This window comes from Geminicoccus sp., from assembly GCF_036263595.1.
GTDB lineage: Bacteria > Pseudomonadota > Alphaproteobacteria > Geminicoccales > Geminicoccaceae > Geminicoccus.
This window is the reverse complement of the sequence record NZ_DATAGQ010000130.1, coordinates 1-15,551: the sequence shown is the minus strand read 5'-3', so window position 1 is coordinate 15,551 and position 15,551 is coordinate 1. Positions and strand designations below refer to the sequence as shown.

General features: G+C 63.4%; 19 protein-coding genes and 1 tRNA gene. 9 read left to right on the top strand and 11 right to left on the bottom strand.

Annotated features, from left to right (window positions below; translation table 11 throughout):
• Window positions 1–43: 43 nt before the first annotated feature.
• Both VHL31_RS12400 and VHL31_RS12395 read left to right on the top strand, forming a co-directional pair.
• Window positions 44–550 carry a DUF2244 domain-containing protein gene (locus VHL31_RS12400; RefSeq protein WP_329661528.1) on the top strand — a complete coding sequence of 169 codons (507 nt, stop codon included), beginning with the start codon at window positions 44–46 and terminating at the stop codon, window positions 548–550.
• A gap of 317 nt (window positions 551–867) precedes the next feature.
• Window positions 868–1,386, top strand: a complete 519-nt coding sequence (locus tag VHL31_RS12395) for a DUF4332 domain-containing protein (RefSeq protein ID WP_329661527.1) — start codon at window positions 868–870, stop codon at window positions 1,384–1,386.
• A 13-nt stretch (window positions 1,387–1,399) separates the two neighbouring features.
• Here the strand turns inward: VHL31_RS12395 and dapB are convergent, their stop codons facing one another.
• On the bottom strand, window positions 1,400–2,197 hold the full coding sequence (gene dapB / locus VHL31_RS12390; protein WP_349262424.1) for a 4-hydroxy-tetrahydrodipicolinate reductase: 798 nt from the start codon (window positions 2,195–2,197) through the stop codon (window positions 1,400–1,402).
• A gap of 156 nt (window positions 2,198–2,353) precedes the next feature.
• On the opposite strand from dapB, the gene VHL31_RS12385 reads away from it, so the two are divergent.
• A complete protein-coding gene (locus VHL31_RS12385; protein WP_329661525.1) occupies window positions 2,354–3,079 on the top strand; it encodes an isochorismatase family protein in 726 nt (241 codons plus the stop codon).
• Window positions 3,080–3,089: 10 nt separating this feature from the next.
• On the opposite strand, the gene VHL31_RS12380 is transcribed toward VHL31_RS12385, so the two are convergent.
• Complete coding sequence (locus tag VHL31_RS12380; protein WP_329661524.1) at window positions 3,090–3,509, bottom strand: GatB/YqeY domain-containing protein; 420 nt, start codon at window positions 3,507–3,509, stop codon at window positions 3,090–3,092.
• 58 nt (window positions 3,510–3,567) lie between these two features.
• Between VHL31_RS12380 and VHL31_RS12375 the strand changes: the two genes are divergently transcribed.
• Window positions 3,568–4,287, top strand: coding sequence for a hypothetical protein (locus VHL31_RS12375; protein ID WP_329661523.1), 720 nt, complete (start codon window positions 3,568–3,570; stop codon window positions 4,285–4,287).
• On the opposite strand, the gene meaB is transcribed toward VHL31_RS12375, so the two are convergent.
• The 4 genes from meaB to VHL31_RS12355 all read right to left on the bottom strand — a co-directional run bounded on the left by meaB (window position 4,284) and on the right by VHL31_RS12355 (window position 7,112).
• The gene (meaB, locus tag VHL31_RS12370) at window positions 4,284–5,279 is read right to left on the bottom strand and encodes a methylmalonyl Co-A mutase-associated GTPase MeaB (RefSeq protein ID WP_329661522.1); all 996 of its coding nucleotides are present in this window, start codon (window positions 5,277–5,279) and stop codon (window positions 4,284–4,286) included. The two genes, VHL31_RS12375 and meaB, sit on opposite strands and share 4 nt — an antisense overlap.
• A 33-nt stretch (window positions 5,280–5,312) precedes the next feature.
• A complete protein-coding gene (locus tag VHL31_RS12365; protein WP_329661521.1) occupies window positions 5,313–5,780 on the bottom strand; it encodes a MaoC family dehydratase in 468 nt (155 codons plus the stop codon).
• A 61-nt stretch (window positions 5,781–5,841) separates the two neighbouring features.
• Window positions 5,842–6,690 (bottom strand): cytochrome c, encoded by an 849-nt coding sequence (locus tag VHL31_RS12360; RefSeq protein WP_329661520.1) that lies wholly within the window; start codon window positions 6,688–6,690, stop codon window positions 5,842–5,844.
• A gap of 5 nt (window positions 6,691–6,695) precedes the next feature.
• Window positions 6,696–7,112 carry a cytochrome c gene (locus VHL31_RS12355; RefSeq protein WP_329661547.1) on the bottom strand — a complete coding sequence of 139 codons (417 nt, stop codon included), beginning with the start codon at window positions 7,110–7,112 and terminating at the stop codon, window positions 6,696–6,698.
• Window positions 7,113–7,299: 187 nt separating this feature from the next.
• Between VHL31_RS12355 and VHL31_RS12350 the strand changes: the two genes are divergently transcribed.
• Window positions 7,300–8,055, top strand: a complete 756-nt coding sequence (locus VHL31_RS12350) for an HAD-IA family hydrolase (RefSeq protein ID WP_329661519.1) — start codon at window positions 7,300–7,302, stop codon at window positions 8,053–8,055.
• Between the two features lie 20 nt (window positions 8,056–8,075).
• Window positions 8,076–8,151, top strand: a tRNA-Phe gene (locus tag VHL31_RS12345).
• Window positions 8,152–8,824: 673 nt separating this feature from the next.
• On the opposite strand, the gene VHL31_RS12340 is transcribed toward VHL31_RS12345, so the two are convergent.
• Together VHL31_RS12340 and VHL31_RS12335 are read right to left on the bottom strand one after the other, a co-directional pair.
• Window positions 8,825–9,040, bottom strand: a complete 216-nt coding sequence (locus VHL31_RS12340; RefSeq protein WP_329661518.1) for a hypothetical protein — start codon at window positions 9,038–9,040, stop codon at window positions 8,825–8,827.
• Window positions 9,037–9,345: a hypothetical protein gene (locus VHL31_RS12335; protein WP_329661517.1), complete on the bottom strand. Its 309-nt coding sequence runs from the start codon at window positions 9,343–9,345 to the stop codon at window positions 9,037–9,039. The genes VHL31_RS12340 and VHL31_RS12335 overlap by 4 nt, the downstream gene beginning before the upstream one ends.
• Before the next feature lie 590 nt (window positions 9,346–9,935).
• Between VHL31_RS12335 and VHL31_RS12330 the strand changes: the two genes are divergently transcribed.
• Entirely contained in the window at window positions 9,936–10,361 is a 426-nt protein-coding gene (locus tag VHL31_RS12330; protein WP_329661516.1) for a DUF2721 domain-containing protein, read from the top strand.
• A 163-nt stretch (window positions 10,362–10,524) separates the two neighbouring features.
• On the top strand, window positions 10,525–11,793 hold the full coding sequence (locus VHL31_RS12325) for a hypothetical protein (protein ID WP_329661515.1): 1,269 nt from the start codon (window positions 10,525–10,527) through the stop codon (window positions 11,791–11,793).
• Between the two features lie 238 nt (window positions 11,794–12,031).
• Here the strand turns inward: VHL31_RS12325 and VHL31_RS12320 are convergent, their stop codons facing one another.
• The 3 genes from VHL31_RS12320 to VHL31_RS12310 form a co-directional block, all read right to left on the bottom strand.
• Complete coding sequence (locus VHL31_RS12320) at window positions 12,032–12,256, bottom strand: hypothetical protein (RefSeq protein WP_329661514.1); 225 nt, start codon at window positions 12,254–12,256, stop codon at window positions 12,032–12,034.
• Between the two features lie 176 nt (window positions 12,257–12,432).
• Window positions 12,433–12,708 (bottom strand): hypothetical protein, encoded by a 276-nt coding sequence (locus VHL31_RS12315; protein ID WP_329661513.1) that lies wholly within the window; start codon window positions 12,706–12,708, stop codon window positions 12,433–12,435.
• Between the two features lie 590 nt (window positions 12,709–13,298).
• Complete coding sequence (locus VHL31_RS12310) at window positions 13,299–14,450, bottom strand: ATP-binding protein (RefSeq protein ID WP_329661512.1); 1,152 nt, start codon at window positions 14,448–14,450, stop codon at window positions 13,299–13,301.
• Between the two features lie 605 nt (window positions 14,451–15,055).
• Here VHL31_RS12310 and VHL31_RS12305 point away from each other — a divergent pair.
• Window positions 15,056–15,304, top strand: coding sequence for a hypothetical protein (locus tag VHL31_RS12305; protein ID WP_329661511.1), 249 nt, complete (start codon window positions 15,056–15,058; stop codon window positions 15,302–15,304).
• Window positions 15,305–15,551: the final 247 nt, after the last annotated feature.

Here is a 15,551-nt window from a genome sequence, read left to right as displayed (position 1 = left end):
GGCTGTTCCTGCTGCCGGGGCGTCATATATTCCGAGCTACCCGATGAGCGAGGTGGAAATGAGCGAGGCTTCCGCCACCGCGGAACTGTTGTTCGACGCCGTGATCTATCCCAATCCTCCGCTCTCGCAGCGCGGGTTCACCATCGTGATCGGCACCTTTGCCGCTCTGTCCGCGGTCATCGGCACGGCCACATATCTTGCAGGCGCCTGGCCGGTCGTAGGCTTTGTCGGCGTCGATGTCCTCTTGCTGTGGCTGGCGTTCTGGATCGTGCGGCGTCGTGCCCGCTCCTTTGAAGCGGTGCGGCTCGATCGGCATCGCCTGACGATCCGACGCGTCGACCCGCAAGGTCGGGCGCGCGAATGGCAGCTCCTGCCCTACTTCACCCGCGTCGAGTTGGACCAGCCCCTGCGTTTGACGAGCCTCGTCCATGTCCGCGATCACACCACAAATGTGCGGATCGGAGCCTTTCTCACGCCGCGGGAGCGGGCCGATCTCGCACGCGCCCTGCGAGATGCCGTGAGCGAGACCAAGAAGTTGGAGCCCCTCTAGCCATTGGCCGATACCAGCAGTGAGGGCCTTCACTGCCGTACTCTGCCTTGTACTCGAAAGCCGGTGGAGCACTACCGTCTCCGGATTTTCCGGTCCTTCCGGAAGATCGTCGCCCTTGCAACCGCTTCGCGCGGATTGCTCCTGACACTACTCTTGCCGGGTGCGCCCAAGACTTGAGCGCCTTCTTAGGGGTGCGACGTTCAGGAACATGGACCGATTGCCGACGCTTCCATTACTGCTCCGACATCATCCAGCGATGTTCGCGTTATGGGTGTACGGCTGGCTGGTCGGCATGTGCCGATTACATGGCCTGTCGCGTGACGGACGATGCGGCAATGAATCAAGAACCGGCGGAAACGCCTGTACATGCCCGATCAACGGGTGATCTCCCCCTCAGCAAGCTCAGGGGCTTTCCGTCCGCGCTGCGTGTCGCCCTCAAGGCGCGCCGGATCACGACCTGCGAGCAGTTGCTGCGCGCCGCCGGCAGCTTCGCCGGCCGACGTCAACTCCTGGTGCAGGGCCGCATGGACGAGGAAGACCTCATGACGATCGTGCATCGCGCCGATCTCGCGAGGGTGGATGGCCTCGGCGCGGTATTCGGCCTGATCCTCGAGGAGCTTGGCGTCAGCACACTGGCGAGCCTCGCGGCCCAGGATCCGATCGATCTGCATGCGCGGGTGCGCGAGTACAATCGCCAGGAGCGCATCTCCCGGCGCTCACCCACGCCTGACGAGGTCGCCTATTGGATCTCGCAGGCACGCCAGCTTCCGCCTCGGGTCGAAGCGGTGCCGGTCAACCCGGCGGTGTGCCCCGCGAACCAGCCCGCCATGCTGTAACCGGGCGCAGCCGCTAGAGGCCGAGCACGTCGCTCATGCGGTAGAAGCCGGGGGGACGCCCTGCCAGCCATCTGGCCGCGCGGACGGCGCCGCGTGCGAAGATCCTGCGGTCGGTCGCACGATGCGCCAGCTCGATCCGCTCCGCCTCGCCGGCGAACATCACGACATGTTCGCCGACCACGTCGCCGCCGCGCAGCGTGGCAAAGCCGATCGTGCCACTGGCCCTGGCCCCGGTGATCCCGTCGCGCGAGCGGACCGATACGTCGTCCAGGATCACCTGCCGGCCTGCCGCCACCGCACGACCAAGTGCCAGCGCCGTCCCCGAGGGTGCATCGACCTTGTGGCGATGATGCATCTCCAGGATCTCGGCATCCCAGTCGTCGCCCAGCGCCGCCGCCACGCGCTCAGCCAAGCCGAGCAGCAGGTTGACCCCCAGGCTCATGTTCGCCGACCAGAGGATCGGGCAACGCGCTGCCAGTGCCTCAAGGGCTTGCATTTCGGAGGTGGAGAAGCCGGTCGTGCCGATCACATGGCCCTTGCCTTGACGGGCGATTGTCTCGGCATGCTTCAGGGTCACCGCGGGCAATGAAAACTCGATCAGCACGTCGGACGCGCCCGCCAGCACCTCCAGGTCGTCGGCCACCACCTGCCCGGTGGCCTCATGGCCCGCCAGGATCCCCAGATCCTGTCCGATCGCGGGATGGCCCGGCCGCTCGATGCCGCCCGCGAGCGTCAGGCCCTCGGCCGACAGGACCGCCTCGATGTTCTGCCGGCCCATCCGGCCGGCACACCCGATGATTCCTATCCTGATCGCTTCCATGAACTGCCCCCGCGTTCGGTCCATCCTCCTGCCCCAGTCGTCCGGGCGCTGCAAGCTCGGCCGGTCGCCAGCAGGGGCGACGGGCTGTGCCGGACCCGCTAGAATGCGAAAGGCAATGGGATGAAGGGAGAGCAAGTGTCGATTGAAATGACGGCGCTCCAAGATCAGCTTCCGGTCACGACCAGTGCCTGGTCCATCGGCGACAAGCCGACCGGCCTCGTGATCGTGGACGAGGTCCATGGCTTTTGCACGGTTGGTGCCGGCCCCCTGGCCCCGGCGGCACCGAACGCGCAGGTCACCCGCATGATCGAAGAGACCGACCGGATCGCCAGGCGCTTCGTGGCGGAGGGACGCCCGATCCTGGCATTCCTCGAGACCCATGAGCCGGGCAAGGTCGAAATTCCCTACCCGCCGCATTGCGAGCGCGGCAGCGGCCATGAGGAACTGGTGGACGAACTGACCTGGCTCGAGTCCGAGCCGCTCGCCACGCTGATCCGCAAGGACTGCATCAACGGCTTTGTCGGTGCCATCGAGGCAGCCCATCCGGGCCATGGCGTCACCCATAACCGGGTCATCGACTGGGTAGCGCTCCACCGCCTGAAGGCGATCGTGGTCGTCGGGATCTGCACGGACATCTGCGTGATGGACTTCGTCTGCACGATGATGTCGGCACGCAACCACGGCCTGCTGCCCACCCTGGACGAGGTGGTCGTCCTGGAGCCTGCGTGCTCGACCTACGACCTGCCGCTCCAGGAAGCCCGCAGCATGGGCCTGCCGGACACCTCCACCCATCCGCAGGAGCTGGCCCACCATATGGGGCTGTACATGATGGCCGCGCGTGGGGCGACGTTGGCCTCGGCGATCGAGGCCTGACGTCTGCCGTTCAAGCCGACAGCAGTTCCTTGACCAGGGGATTGGCGAGCTTGAGGTCGATCGTCGTGCCGTACCTGGCTTTGAGCTCCGCCATCACCTTGCCCATCTGCCTGGGCGAGCGCTCAGGGAGACTGGCGACGATCGCCTCGACCGCGGCACGGGTGGCGGCTTCGTCGAGCATCGTGGGCAGGTAGGACTCAAGGATCTCCTTCTCGCGCTGCTGGACCGCCGTGTCGCGCCCGCTCATGTGCCCGATCGTTTCCTCGACACTCTTGAGAAACGCACGGATGGTGCGAAGGACCGTGTCATCGTCCGGCGACTTGTCGTCCTTGCCGGCGGCCGCGACGAGCGTGCCCAGCAGGTTCTTGGCGACGTCGTCGCGGGCCTTCATGGCCTGGAGGCGGTCGGTCTTGAGGCGGTCGAAGAGCATGGTCGTCGAACTTTCGAGGTTGCTTGGCGCCGGTCGTGGGGCAGCCACGGAGCCATTCATGGCGACCGGCGTTGATCAACAGGTGGGGTCTGCCCGCCTGGAACGAAGTGGATCGGTGGGCGGAACAGCCCAGCGTGATACCAAGGTGGCGAAGATGACTTTGGACAGCTCGGTCTGCTTGCGCGCGCTGGTCGTCCTCGCCGGTACCGGCCTGGGCGGATGCGCGGCCAGCCCGGAAATCGGTGCCTATGCCGACGGCGATCCCCGTTCGGCGCGGCTCCTGCTGGAAGACGTCAACCGGAGCGGGCCGATGCCGGTGGTCGTGCGCGGCCCTATCCCTGGCAACCTGACCGCGCCAGCGGTCGTGGATGCGCTGGCCTCCGAGATCGTCGGCACGGCGCCGTATTTCTCGGCCATGCCGGAGGCACCGACCGACCGCGGCAGGGTGATCCTCGTGTTCGGCCCGCCCGACCAGATGTCGCCCTGGAAGGCCTGCGATCCCGCAACGCCGGAGGCCAGCGGCTTCGGGGAAGCGCGCCGTCTCGCCGCCTTCGTGTGCGACGGGCCCAGCACGGTGGCCCACCTGCGGGCTGCGGCCGCCAGCGACTCGGCCGAGGATGTCGTCCGCCTGATGCGGGAAGTCGGCCGCAACCTGTTTCCTGATCCCTATGCCGGACGCTACGGCTCGTCCGGCTATGGTGGTTACGGCGGTTTCGGCAGCTTCGGCGCCTATGGTGGCGATATCGGCGTGGGTGTCGGGATAGGGCTGGGCTTCTAGGGGCTGCTGAAGGCCGCCAGCACCCGCTGCACGGCGCGCCCGGGCGTCTCGGTTCCCGCCGACACTTCCTGCCGGCAGGACGCCAGCTCGCGAGCCGCCGCCGCATGTTTCCCCAGCAGCTGCAGGAGGCGATCCTGGAGGAGGCTCTCCATCCAGCGGACCTGTTGGCCGCGGCGCTTGCTGGCCCACTCGCCCGACTCCTGCATGAGGGTGCAAAAGCGAAGCATGGTCTGCCAGAGGTCGGGTAGGCCAGTCCCCGTCAGGGCGGAGAGCGTCAAGACCTCCGGACGCCACACTCCGCTGGCCGGCGCGATGATGCGCAGCGCGTTCAGGTAATGCCGCCGCGCCTGCTCGGCCGCCAGCAGCCGGTCGCCATCAGCCTTGTTGACGGCGATCAGGTCGGCCAGCTCGATGATCCCCTTCTTGATGCCCTGCAGTTCGTCTCCCGCCCCTGGCAGCATCAGCACGAGGAAGAGGTCGACCATGCCAGCGACCGTGGTCTCGGACTGGCCGACGCCCACCGTCTCCACCAGGATCACGTCATAGCCGGCAGCCTCGCAGAACAGCCCGGCCTCGCGCGTCGCACGTGCCACGCCGCCGAGCGTTCCCGAGGAGGGGGACGGCCGGACGAAAGCGTGCGGGTCGGCCGCGAGCCGGGTCATCCGGGTCTTGTCGCCGAGGATCGAGCCGCCGGTGCGCGAGCTGGAGGGATCCACGGCCAGCACCGCCACCTTGTGCCCCTGTGCGGTCAGCATGGTGCCGAGCGCCTCGATGAACGTGCTCTTGCCCACGCCCGGCACCCCGGTGATGCCGATCCGCTTCGCCCTCCCAGTGTCCGGCAACAGTCGATGCAGGAGGTCCTGCGCCAGGCCCTGGTGGTCCGGCCTGGAACTCTCGGTCAGGGTGATGGCTCGTGCGAGCGCCGCCCGCTCGCCAGCCAGTATTCGCTGAGCCAGGAGGTCCACCTGCTTGGCCTCGCCCTTATCCGCCACCGGCTGCACAGCTGACCGTTCGTGCACGTGTCGCTAGGAGGCCGGGCGCAGGCGGGCGAGCAGGATGGTCTGCCCCGACTGGACCACGACATCGTCTTGTTTGGTGACGTTGAAGTCCAAGGTCACCACCCCGCGGTCGCCAGCGCTGGTCAGCCGCTTCGAATGGACGGAGATCGCGGCGCTGATGCGGTCGCCGGCAAAAACCGGCCCCTGGAAGCGCCAGTTCCAGCCGAGCGACGCCACCGCCAGGATCCTGGCTGGTGCCCGATTCTTCAGGCCGTCGACAAGGGCAAGGCCCAGGAGCCCGTGGGCAACCCGCCCGGGAAAGCCCTGCGAGCGCGCGAAGGCGTCGTCCATGTGCACGTCGAAGAAGTCACCGGACAGCCCGGCGAACGCGACGATATGGCTTTCCGTCACCACCATCCCGCCGGTCCTCCAGTGGTCGCCCGGCTCGACGTCCTCGTACCAGTACTCGCCGGGTGACAATGGCCGACCACTCATGTGCCGGTCCCCGTTACCGGTCGATCGACAGCGGGACCGGGATCCGCCGGCGGGTGATGCTTCACTGGCGCGATCCGAGCAGGTAGGTCACGATCGCGGCGCGGGCCTCGTCGGGCAGCGGTCCAATGTTGTTCTCGACGACCTTGGCCATCTCGCCGCCCACGAAATCCCCATCCGGCATCATGCCCAGCGAGAAGAACGTGTCGAGGTCGTCGGCGCTCCATTTGCCGATGCCATCAGCCGGGTCGGCGGTGATGTTGGGCGCGCGCGCCGTGATGAAGTCGCCGGGATTGCCGCTGAGCGGCACGCTGCTGTCCGCCACGCCGAAGCCCCAGAAGGTGCGCGGGCTATGGCACTCGGCGCAGTGGCCGGGCCCCTGCACGAGATAGGCGCCCTGATTCCATGCCTCGTCATGCTTCGGATCGGGCACGATTGGCTCGGGATCGAAGAACAGCCAGCGCCACGGCCAAAGCCCCCAGCGCAGCGAGACCGGGAACATCAGTTCATGCGGCTTGGAGGGCGTGGGCGATGGTGCGACGGCCGTCTTGAGGTAGCCCCAGAGTGCCAGGAGGTCCTCCCTGGTCATCCGGGCATAGCTCGCGAAGGGAAAAGCTGGGTAGTATGGCTCCCCTTGCGGCGAGACTCCGTCCGACATCGCCCGCACGAAGTCCTCGTCGCTCCAGCCGCCGATCCCTGCACTCGGATCAGGCGTGATGTTGGGTGGGTGGAACGTGCCGACCGGCGTCACCAACGGTGCGCCGCCTTCGAGCGGTTGACCGCCCGGGCGCGTATGGCAGGACTGGCAGCCGCCGATATGGAACAGCAGTTCGCCGCGCTCCATCGCCCTGCCAATCCCGGACCAGAGTGCTACGGCGGCAGTGGCCAGGACGAGCAGGCTGCTACGCCGCAAAGGGGTCAGCTCTGCGGCTCGCGATAGGTCTGGTGGCAGCCCGAGCACCCGTTCTTGCCGACTGCGGCGAAGGCGGCACCGACCTGCTTGGCATCGCCCGTGTCGGCCGATGCGGCGAGCTGGTCGGCAAGGTCGCCCAGACGCGCAGCGGCCTGCTGGAACCCAGCCTGGTCCGTCCAGACAACCGGAAGGGCCTCGCTGTCCGGCTCGTTGTCGCTGCCGGGCGGGAACAGGCCGGGAATATCCTTGGCGATGTTCGAGATCGTGGCCGCATGCTGCTTGACCTGCCCGAGGTTCTCCGCGGGGCCACCGACGAGCGCCTTGATCGCCCCCATCTCCTTGCCCATCGCCTTCATTGCGGTCTCACGCTTCTCTTCGAAGCCAGAACCCTGCGCTCGAGGCCCTATGAGGGGTGTTGCCATCAAGGTCACCAGCACCGCCATCAATCCGATCGGACGCAGCATTATCGCCATCCCCTTTCGCTTCGTAGACACGTTCTAGAGCGAGAATCGGCACACGCGAAGATGAAGGCTGGTCGGCCGCGGCAATTTCCGTGGCCGCACCTGCGGATCCGGTGCACGAACACCGCGCGACAGCGAAAGTTTCGTCATGATACGCGGGATCCTGTTCGACAAGGACGGCACGCTGATCGATTTCCGGCGTACCTGGATGCCGGCCTATCGAGGCTTGGCCCTGGATCTGGCGGCCAGGATCGATCCGGAGGGCGGCATCAGCCGGCAGGAGGATCTGGGCGCGAGCCTGCTCGCCCACCTCGGCTACGACAGGGCAGGCGATCGGTTCGCCCCGGACAGCCCGCTGCTGTGGGCGACCAACGATGACGTGGCCGCTGCCCTTGCCCGGTTGCCGGCGTTGCGCGGCATCGACGTCCCCGCGATCGTCTCGAACCACGTCAGCGACGCGGAGCGATATCCCCCGGCACCCGTGGGCGATCTGGACAGCCTGTTCGCCAGGCTCCGCTCCTTCGGGCTGCAGCTGGGGATCGCGACGATGGATACGACGGAGGCGGCACAGTCCTTGGCCGCCCGTCTGGGCTTGGTCCGCCACCTTGCTTATATCGCCGGCTTTGATGCCGGCCACGGCGAGAAACCTGCGGCGGGCATGGTGCTGGGCTTCTGCGCAGCGACCGGCCTGATGCCGGCCGAGGTCGTGGTCGTGGGGGACACCAGGGCCGACCTAGCAATGGCGCGCGCCGCGGGTGCGCAGGCGGCCGTGGCCGTCCTCACCGGTGCCCTCCCCGCTTCAGCCCTGCATCCGTTCGCGGATCAGGTGCTGGATACGATCCATGATCTTGAAGCCTGGCTGATCGATACCGGAAGGCTTGCCAGCGCAGCCGCTCGCCGCTAACTACCCGCCACCGAACGGGCGCCCAGGTAGCTCAGTTGGTAGAGCAGCGGACTGAAAATCCGCGTGTCGGCGGTTCAAATCCGTCCCTGGGCACCACTCTTTCTCCAGCGAAATCAATAGGTTAGCCTTCAGCGCTCACTCGTAAGAGCGCCGTTTCGTGTTGCACTTGTCGCGGAACAGAATCAGCCAATTTCAACGGCTTACAACCAGTGACGGCAGCTCCGTGCGACAAGGATGCGACATGATGGGCGCGCATGCATCCGCGCATCTATGGGCATCATGCTCCTGAGAAGCTTCAGAGTGATATGCATCGGAGTTGCCTACCGGCCGCCTGCTGACAGGGCAGCGGCGTCGACGGAAAGCGCGAATGAACGGAAGGATGCCGCCGTAGCCGAGCAGCCAGGGCGGCGGCTAGGTCAGCGGTCGGCTACCTGAGGCTTATATCTGGCTTTGCACTGGCTGAGCAGAAAGAAGCCGCCCGGTAGCAGGCCGGGCGGCTTAAGGATGAGACGTCACTAGACGACTGCGCTAGGGCTACATGAGCCACTACAGCGGCTAGAGCCCTTTACTACAGCACCTCAGGTGGGACTCTGTCAACAGGCCGATGTGGCTAATCCTAATCAAGGGTCGTCTCCTCGTCCGACGCCCCCAGCCATAGACAGCATCGTCCGATAGGCCCGGGCCGCTTTGAGCTTGGTCAATGCACCGGCGGAGATCCGCTCAATCCTGCGGCTTTTCTCGCGCGTGCCGGTCACGCTCGAGCGGCAGGTCATAGCGGCGTCGGAAGAAGTCGAGCCGGTCCCTGGATCGCGGTCTGCAGGGCATGGAAGGCTAGTTCATTGCCATTTAGGCCCAGGCGCTCCACACCCTCGCCGCAGAGGGCAACCGCGTCTGCAAGCCCCTCGAGATCGCTCAGGAAGAGGTCGGCGTCGACGAAGCTTACGACGATGTCCGACGAGTGGGTCTTCTTGTTGTTGGTGCTCACAGCGCCAGTTCCTCCTCGGTCCAGCCGAGGTTGGTCATGACCGTGCCGATATCATCGCGCAGGTCGTCGGCCAGCTCGAAGGCGGCCTCGATCTGCGGCTTGGAGATCTGATCACCGCGTTGGCTGTTGCGATAGAGCGCCTGGAGGATCAGGTAGAGCTGCGTGACGCGGGTCCAGGTGTGAGCGGCGCTGTCAGCCAGTTCGATGGCGTTGACGGTGGCGAGGTCAGGCGCACCACCAGGTAGTCGGCGGGCAGTAGAGGTCGATGTGGTGCCCGTGGTATGGGCGTGATCAGCCGATGACATGGATCGTCCAATCCTGTCTGAGGTTAGGGCCGGAGCGAGCTGATACCTTGCTCCGGCCTACTATTTCTCATACGATCAACCTATGAGCAGCGCAATATCTCATTCGAAAAAGGTTGGTCGACCGAGGGTAGGTTCCCTGCAGGCTAGCGTGATGATTCCCCCCACCCTGCTTGTCCGCCTCGATGCGTGGATAGCTGATCAACCTGATCCGCAGCCCTCACGGCCGGAGGCGTTGCGACGGCTCGCGACGATGGCGCTGGATAATCTCGGCGAGACGCCCGAACTTCCGACTGTGAGGCATAGGAGATCGTGATCGCGTGGCTGCGTGACCGCGGCTACCTGCCGAGCGAGACAAAGGGCTGAGGCGGTTGGTTATGGGTCTGATCGAGATCCAGCGGGCGCTAGGATAGGGACTGCCGCAGTCGCACCTCCTCAACATGCCCTGCCCGATGAATTGAGTGTGGGGGCAAGCCGTCCTGCAGACCTTCGTCTCCTATCGATCATCAAGCCAGCCATGGCCGGCTACCCAACCGGTGGCCTAGGCTCTAACAACGGCCGCCCCCGCTCACCCGTGCGATGGACCGGCTAACGTGGATGCGACTGATCTTTCCAGGCTGGCGGACGCCATCGGCCATGCGGTCGCTCCGACGTTTTTGCTCGGAGCTACGGCGGCGTTCGTGTCCCTGCTGATGGGCCGGTTCAACGGGATCCTCGACCGCGTCCGCTACGTGAACTTAATCGATGAGCAGGATCCTGAGCGCGGACATCTGAAGTCCGACCTGCCGCGCCTCAAGAAGCGCGCAAGGTTGATTAACGATGCGATCTTGGCTGCGGTCGCCAGCGCGGCATGTACGGTGGCGCTAGTGATCCTGTCCTTTGGCAGCGCGCTGCTGGGCTTTCGTCATGAACCTGGCGTGGCGATCATGTTCATCCTAGCGCTGGTTCTCTTTGGCGCCTCCTTGATCAGCCTTGGCCGTGAGGTGCAGATAGCCCTGACCGACTACGACTTCGCCTGACGTGTTACCGCGGAGTATGCACCTGCACCTGATCAGGAAGCTCCAGGTGGCAGGTCTCAGTGATGTCATTGCAAGGAATTCTTCCTGCCTACCAGCGTGAGGCATCAAGCGCCGGAACATTAGCGCGTGTCATATGGCCCTATCCACACGTGAATGATGTTTTTTGCAATGTAACATTAAACTGCATAAGAACACTGTTGTCATCACGAATATGCGTTCCAGGTTAGGGGAGGCGCTGTTCCTGGGGATGATTATGTTTGGCCGGGTTGTTGTTGCTGCTGCTGCTGCTGCTGCTGTTCTTGTGGGTAGTTTAGCCACTGCGGTACACGCCCAACCTCCGCCTCGCTGCGGCATGCAGTATACACCGGATGACCTTTACTGGCGCACCAACTCGCCACCCGTGGCCAGCGTGATGGCAAGGTTGCCGGTGGGCAAACGCCATACCTCTGGCAACATGCTCTCCCTGAACTACGCTGCCGATGCAAACGGCAAGCTTCTCCAGAAGACCGAGTTCGCCAAGCAGTGGGACTACATCTTCGGCACGAACACCTCGACCGGCTATGGGCGGCTGGTCCGTGGCAACTGGGCACCCGGCGCCGATTCCAGTTGGGGCAATAGCACCCGCATCAGCCAGAAGAACCTGTCCGAATGCGTGGTGGACGGGACCACGACCGCAATTTGCTTGGGCATACCCTCTCATCCGACCATTCCACCCAACAGCCTGGGCCACCACACCGGCTGGATGATCCTGGACAAGGCCTCGCCAGACCCTGGCTCGCTTGTGAACCTTGGCGTGGGCGACAAGGCCTGCCTGTCCTACCGGCTGATGCTGTCCACCAACTACGACCTGCGCACCGGCTACAACGCCAAGTTCCCAGGCTTCGCCAGCTCACCTGAAGGCTTCCTGCCGCCAAATGATCATCTGTGCGAGGGTACGACCCGGCAGATTAACCGCGGCGACCGGTTCTCGACCCGGATCACCTTCAGCGGAAGCGTTCACGAGACAACGGGTTCAGGCCGCATCCTCAACCACTTCCGTGACGACTTTCTGCCAATGACCTGCGCGCGCTCCTATACGATCAACGAGATGCATGCCGACGACCCACGCAGGGACGATCTGAGCCGTGGCGTGTGGTACCGGGTCGAGCACGAGCTGGTGATGAACACCAACTACAACCCGGCACCCGAGCAGAAGTCCGGCGCGATCAGCCGGATCTGGATCTACAACGACAGGACCAACGAGCTGGTGACGACGTTCGAGAAGCGCGACAGCCTCACGTTCAAGGGCGTCAACTACCCGTTCATGCCGCGCCACGATCCAACTGGGAAGATCAACGGCATGTTCGTGTCGATGATGCAGACCAGCTCAGAGATTCAGCACAAGCGGGACTTCGCCATCGCGGTCAGAGGGTTTGAGCTGTACCTGAAGTAGCCAAGAGGACCCTCGGGCATAGCCTGGATGAACTCAGATCTATGTGAGTCCAGGACCGGACAACCGGCACGATCAGTGTTGTTGGCAGTCGTCGGTGGCACGGGAGCCGCCTGCCTTCGGGTGGTTGGCCTTGCGCCTAATGGACCAGATCGACCAGTTCGACGACGCCATGCCGGCTCCGGAAGTGGAGGCCAAGGCGTCTAAGGCTGTCTTGGATCGCTCGGACCCAAAGACGTTGTTACCCTGATGCCAGCCAATCCTTGAACTTCACGGTCGCGTTCTTGTTCTTCGGTACCGTTCCGTTGATGAACCTACGCAAGCGCTCCGCTTGCTGGTCATCGTCGGTTAGTGCCTTGGCCACGCGGCGGAGAAGGTCGGCATCGGAGGCGAGAACGGATACCTCCACACGCTTGACGCCGTGTTCGGCGAAGCGACGACGACGCGACTCAACGGATCCACTCATGTTAATCTACCGTATTAAAGCAGGTAGCAGGCTACTGAGTTATCTTTAGAGGCTAATCTATATAGGAAGCTAGCAGAACATCGGTCAGCGTCGACCTACCGCATAGGTAGCAGTTGGGCAATTTCCGGATCTATCTGACACTCGTGTTCACTGCTGGGTAGATATCCGGAGAGGTCTTAGTGGAGTTCCATCGGCATCCCCAACCTGTCACCGTCCAGGATGCTTTCGATCTTCGCACGCAGATGGTCGGACGTCTCATCATTGACCGTTAGCGCGTGCGCGAGTGCCTCAATGTGAGCGACATCCTCCTCGTGCAGATCCAGCTGGGTGTACATGACTTTGGTATGGGCACGCTTGGCAGAGCGATCTTTTGAAGACTGTCTCATGGTTGGTGTTGTTTCTGCTAGGAGCTGGGGCTTCACTTGCAAGCAAGTGATTGCAGCCTTGGACAATTATCCTCCGGCCGTCGCGGGGCAGGTTGTCACGCCCTCTGCCCTGTCCATGTCTTCCCGTTTCACCCAGTCCGGCTGTCTGTCCATTGCCTGTTAGACGCCGCGCACAGCCATCATCACGGCGTGCTGCAGCGAGTCGTCGATGATGGCAATTGAGTGTCGCCGGCGGCAACGCCTGTTGCTCCTATACGTTTAGCGGCAAGCATGTGAGGAGATCATGCATGCCTCACGACACCCTCGCCGGCTATAATGCCCCTAACGGGGATACCTGGCTTCTCCGCCGAGACCGGGAGTTCGGTCAGCATGTGATTTTGTGGATCCCGAAGGGAGCAGCAGCAGATCAGTGCATCAGCTTCGAGGTTGACGCCTTTGAGAGGCGCTTTCGAGACACGCCCCAGTACGTGGAGTTGAGGCGACAAGTGCGAGCTTATCGGGGGCTTCCTCGCATGCCTAAGGGGCCAAAGGGCAGCTAGCCTGCATCCGTTTCGTGCACGTCCTCCCGCCTCACCCACTCCACCTCGGTCCCGCTTATCATCCGGTAGGCGGATCAATCGTAGGCGCTGGTGGCAGGAATGCCCATGCCTGCTCAGTCAGCGAATCTCAGGTGCCTCCGCAAGGCCCACGATGTTCCACAGCAGATCAAGCGCAGGCCGAGCAACCTCCTCCGGGGAGGGTGCGAAATTTTCGATCGTTATCGACGGTATAAGAGCGACATCGCGGTCAATCGCGGCACGCCCCATCCGATGAAAATAGCGATCGCTGCCACCGAGGGCCATGTCCTTGGCACCAAGGAGTGTGGCCATTAGATAACAAGGTGCAGAAAGCACACCGCATCTGATCAACTCGGTAGTAACATGTACTGCGTTGACTATGCCCTCATGAAGATCTTGCGCGGACAGCAACTTGACCGGCCGCCCAGGGGAAACATCGGTGCTCGGGCACACTAGTGCGTACTCAAGTAACCCGCTTCGGGTGACCTGTGCGTAGGCATGGCTGCCGTTCTTCCCTAGCGCCAAATGGCAGATGACGCCGTCCAGATTAAAGCGCGGCAGTTCGCCGGGCTGCCCTGCGAAGGATCGAAGCAGCGGACTGTTCGGCGCAACAGCCGGCCCTAGATCCACAGGTGCATCATCAGAAAAATGCTCGGCTGAAATCACGTGCACGACCAACTTTGGTCCAGGCACCAGTCGTACCGGCGTGTCGTCCGCCAGGATTAGTCCGATCCTTTCATTCCGGAACGCTCGGACACGCTCCGCCAGATCTGGCCCACCTCTGAAGGCCCTGCGGAGCTGGTCAACATCCATGTCCTGCCTTGCGCCTGACACACGGATCCAGAACTTCTTAGTTCCTCTGACCTGATGAGGCCCGATCCAACTCCTGGGGATATGAAGAATGATCACGTACCGGTCTGAAGATAGCTCGATGTGTTTCGCAGACACGTTCGGGATGATGGGCGCCACCCCTTGAGAGAGCATCTGCAGCAAGCGGTTTTGTTCTTTGTCGGGGTCTGTTTCACCATGTCCGGTCAGTTCACCGGTCTTTTCGTCGATGCCGATGATGATGCAACCGCCCGACGCGTTGGCAAATGCGGAGGCGTCAGCTGATAGCTCGTCGCGCGCGTCAGATTTGCCGTAGGTCTCTCTCTTGTACTCGATGAACCTGTCTTCCTGCGGAAGATCAGCAGCGAAAGCCTCTAGGTCGGATGCAGTGAGCGCTTCGAGAGGCTTGCCCAACAGCTGCATGCTGAACTCCCGCTATTTTGAGAAGCTCAGCGTATGCGCTGCTGGGCAGGCTCAGCAACGTTGAAGCAAGCTAGCTAGGGCTCGCCGCCGGGTAGCGAGCGTTCGGGCCCGAGCCGGGCTGGCGACGCCCACATGATCCGGTGCTACAGCAAAGACGCCACACCAGTTGCCGAAGGCCGGACATGTCTCAGATTGCTAACACACTCAGCCCTCAGGCTGCGGCCGACAGGGAAGATGCTCGCCTCATCGCACGGATAGCAGCCGACCTCCTTATCACATCCTTGAAGGAAAAGGCCTGCATCGCGGACAGGGACGAGATCGCAACTGCTTGCGCGGCCGCACGGCGCATCCTTGCTCAGGCTCAGGCTCCGGTCGCAGGATCGACGCCCGATGCTGATCCAAACGCTGGCGAAGCGATGCCGATCTTCCGAGGTTAAGTAGCCTCTCCAAAGCCAATCTGGGGCGACCGCAACGGACAGCGGTGGATCTGGAACATTGGCAGGGGCGGGCTCGTCGCCGGGGCGGATGTGCGATTCCATTCCGGCGACGCCCACGATGTCTCGCACTACGGTGGCGGTGCCAACCAAACCATCGGATTGAGAGACATGTCTGACATCGAATCTGACATCCAGAAGCTTGTCACCGTCAGCCAGGCGAATCTTGATCGCGCGCAAGCCAATTCACTCGGTATCAGTGCGATCATCATTGCTCTGGCTAAAGCCGGCGACGCGTCTGTCCGTGAGAATCTTATCAGGGAACTCACTGAACAGCGCGACAGAGCCGGAGGCATGGAGAGAGATATTCTGAGCTTCTGGGTTAAACTCGCGAAGGATGCGGCTCCTAAGTCTGACTGACTCGATCTGAGCCTTAATGGGCGTGCTCAGGGCCGAGAAGAACGCTCGGGTGAGGGCAGCTTGCGAGCTGCAGTGCCGCTTCGTCAGAAAGGCAGATGCGTAAGGAGAGCACCGTAAGCCACTTGCGAGCGCTCCCCTAAGCTGTTCTCTTAACCTCCTTGTCTTGCGGTCTGGACTGATCCAGGCTGTGGATGGGAGGAAGGGCAATGGCATCAGCAGCACGCAGGGTGGTGGCGAAGGACCCGCA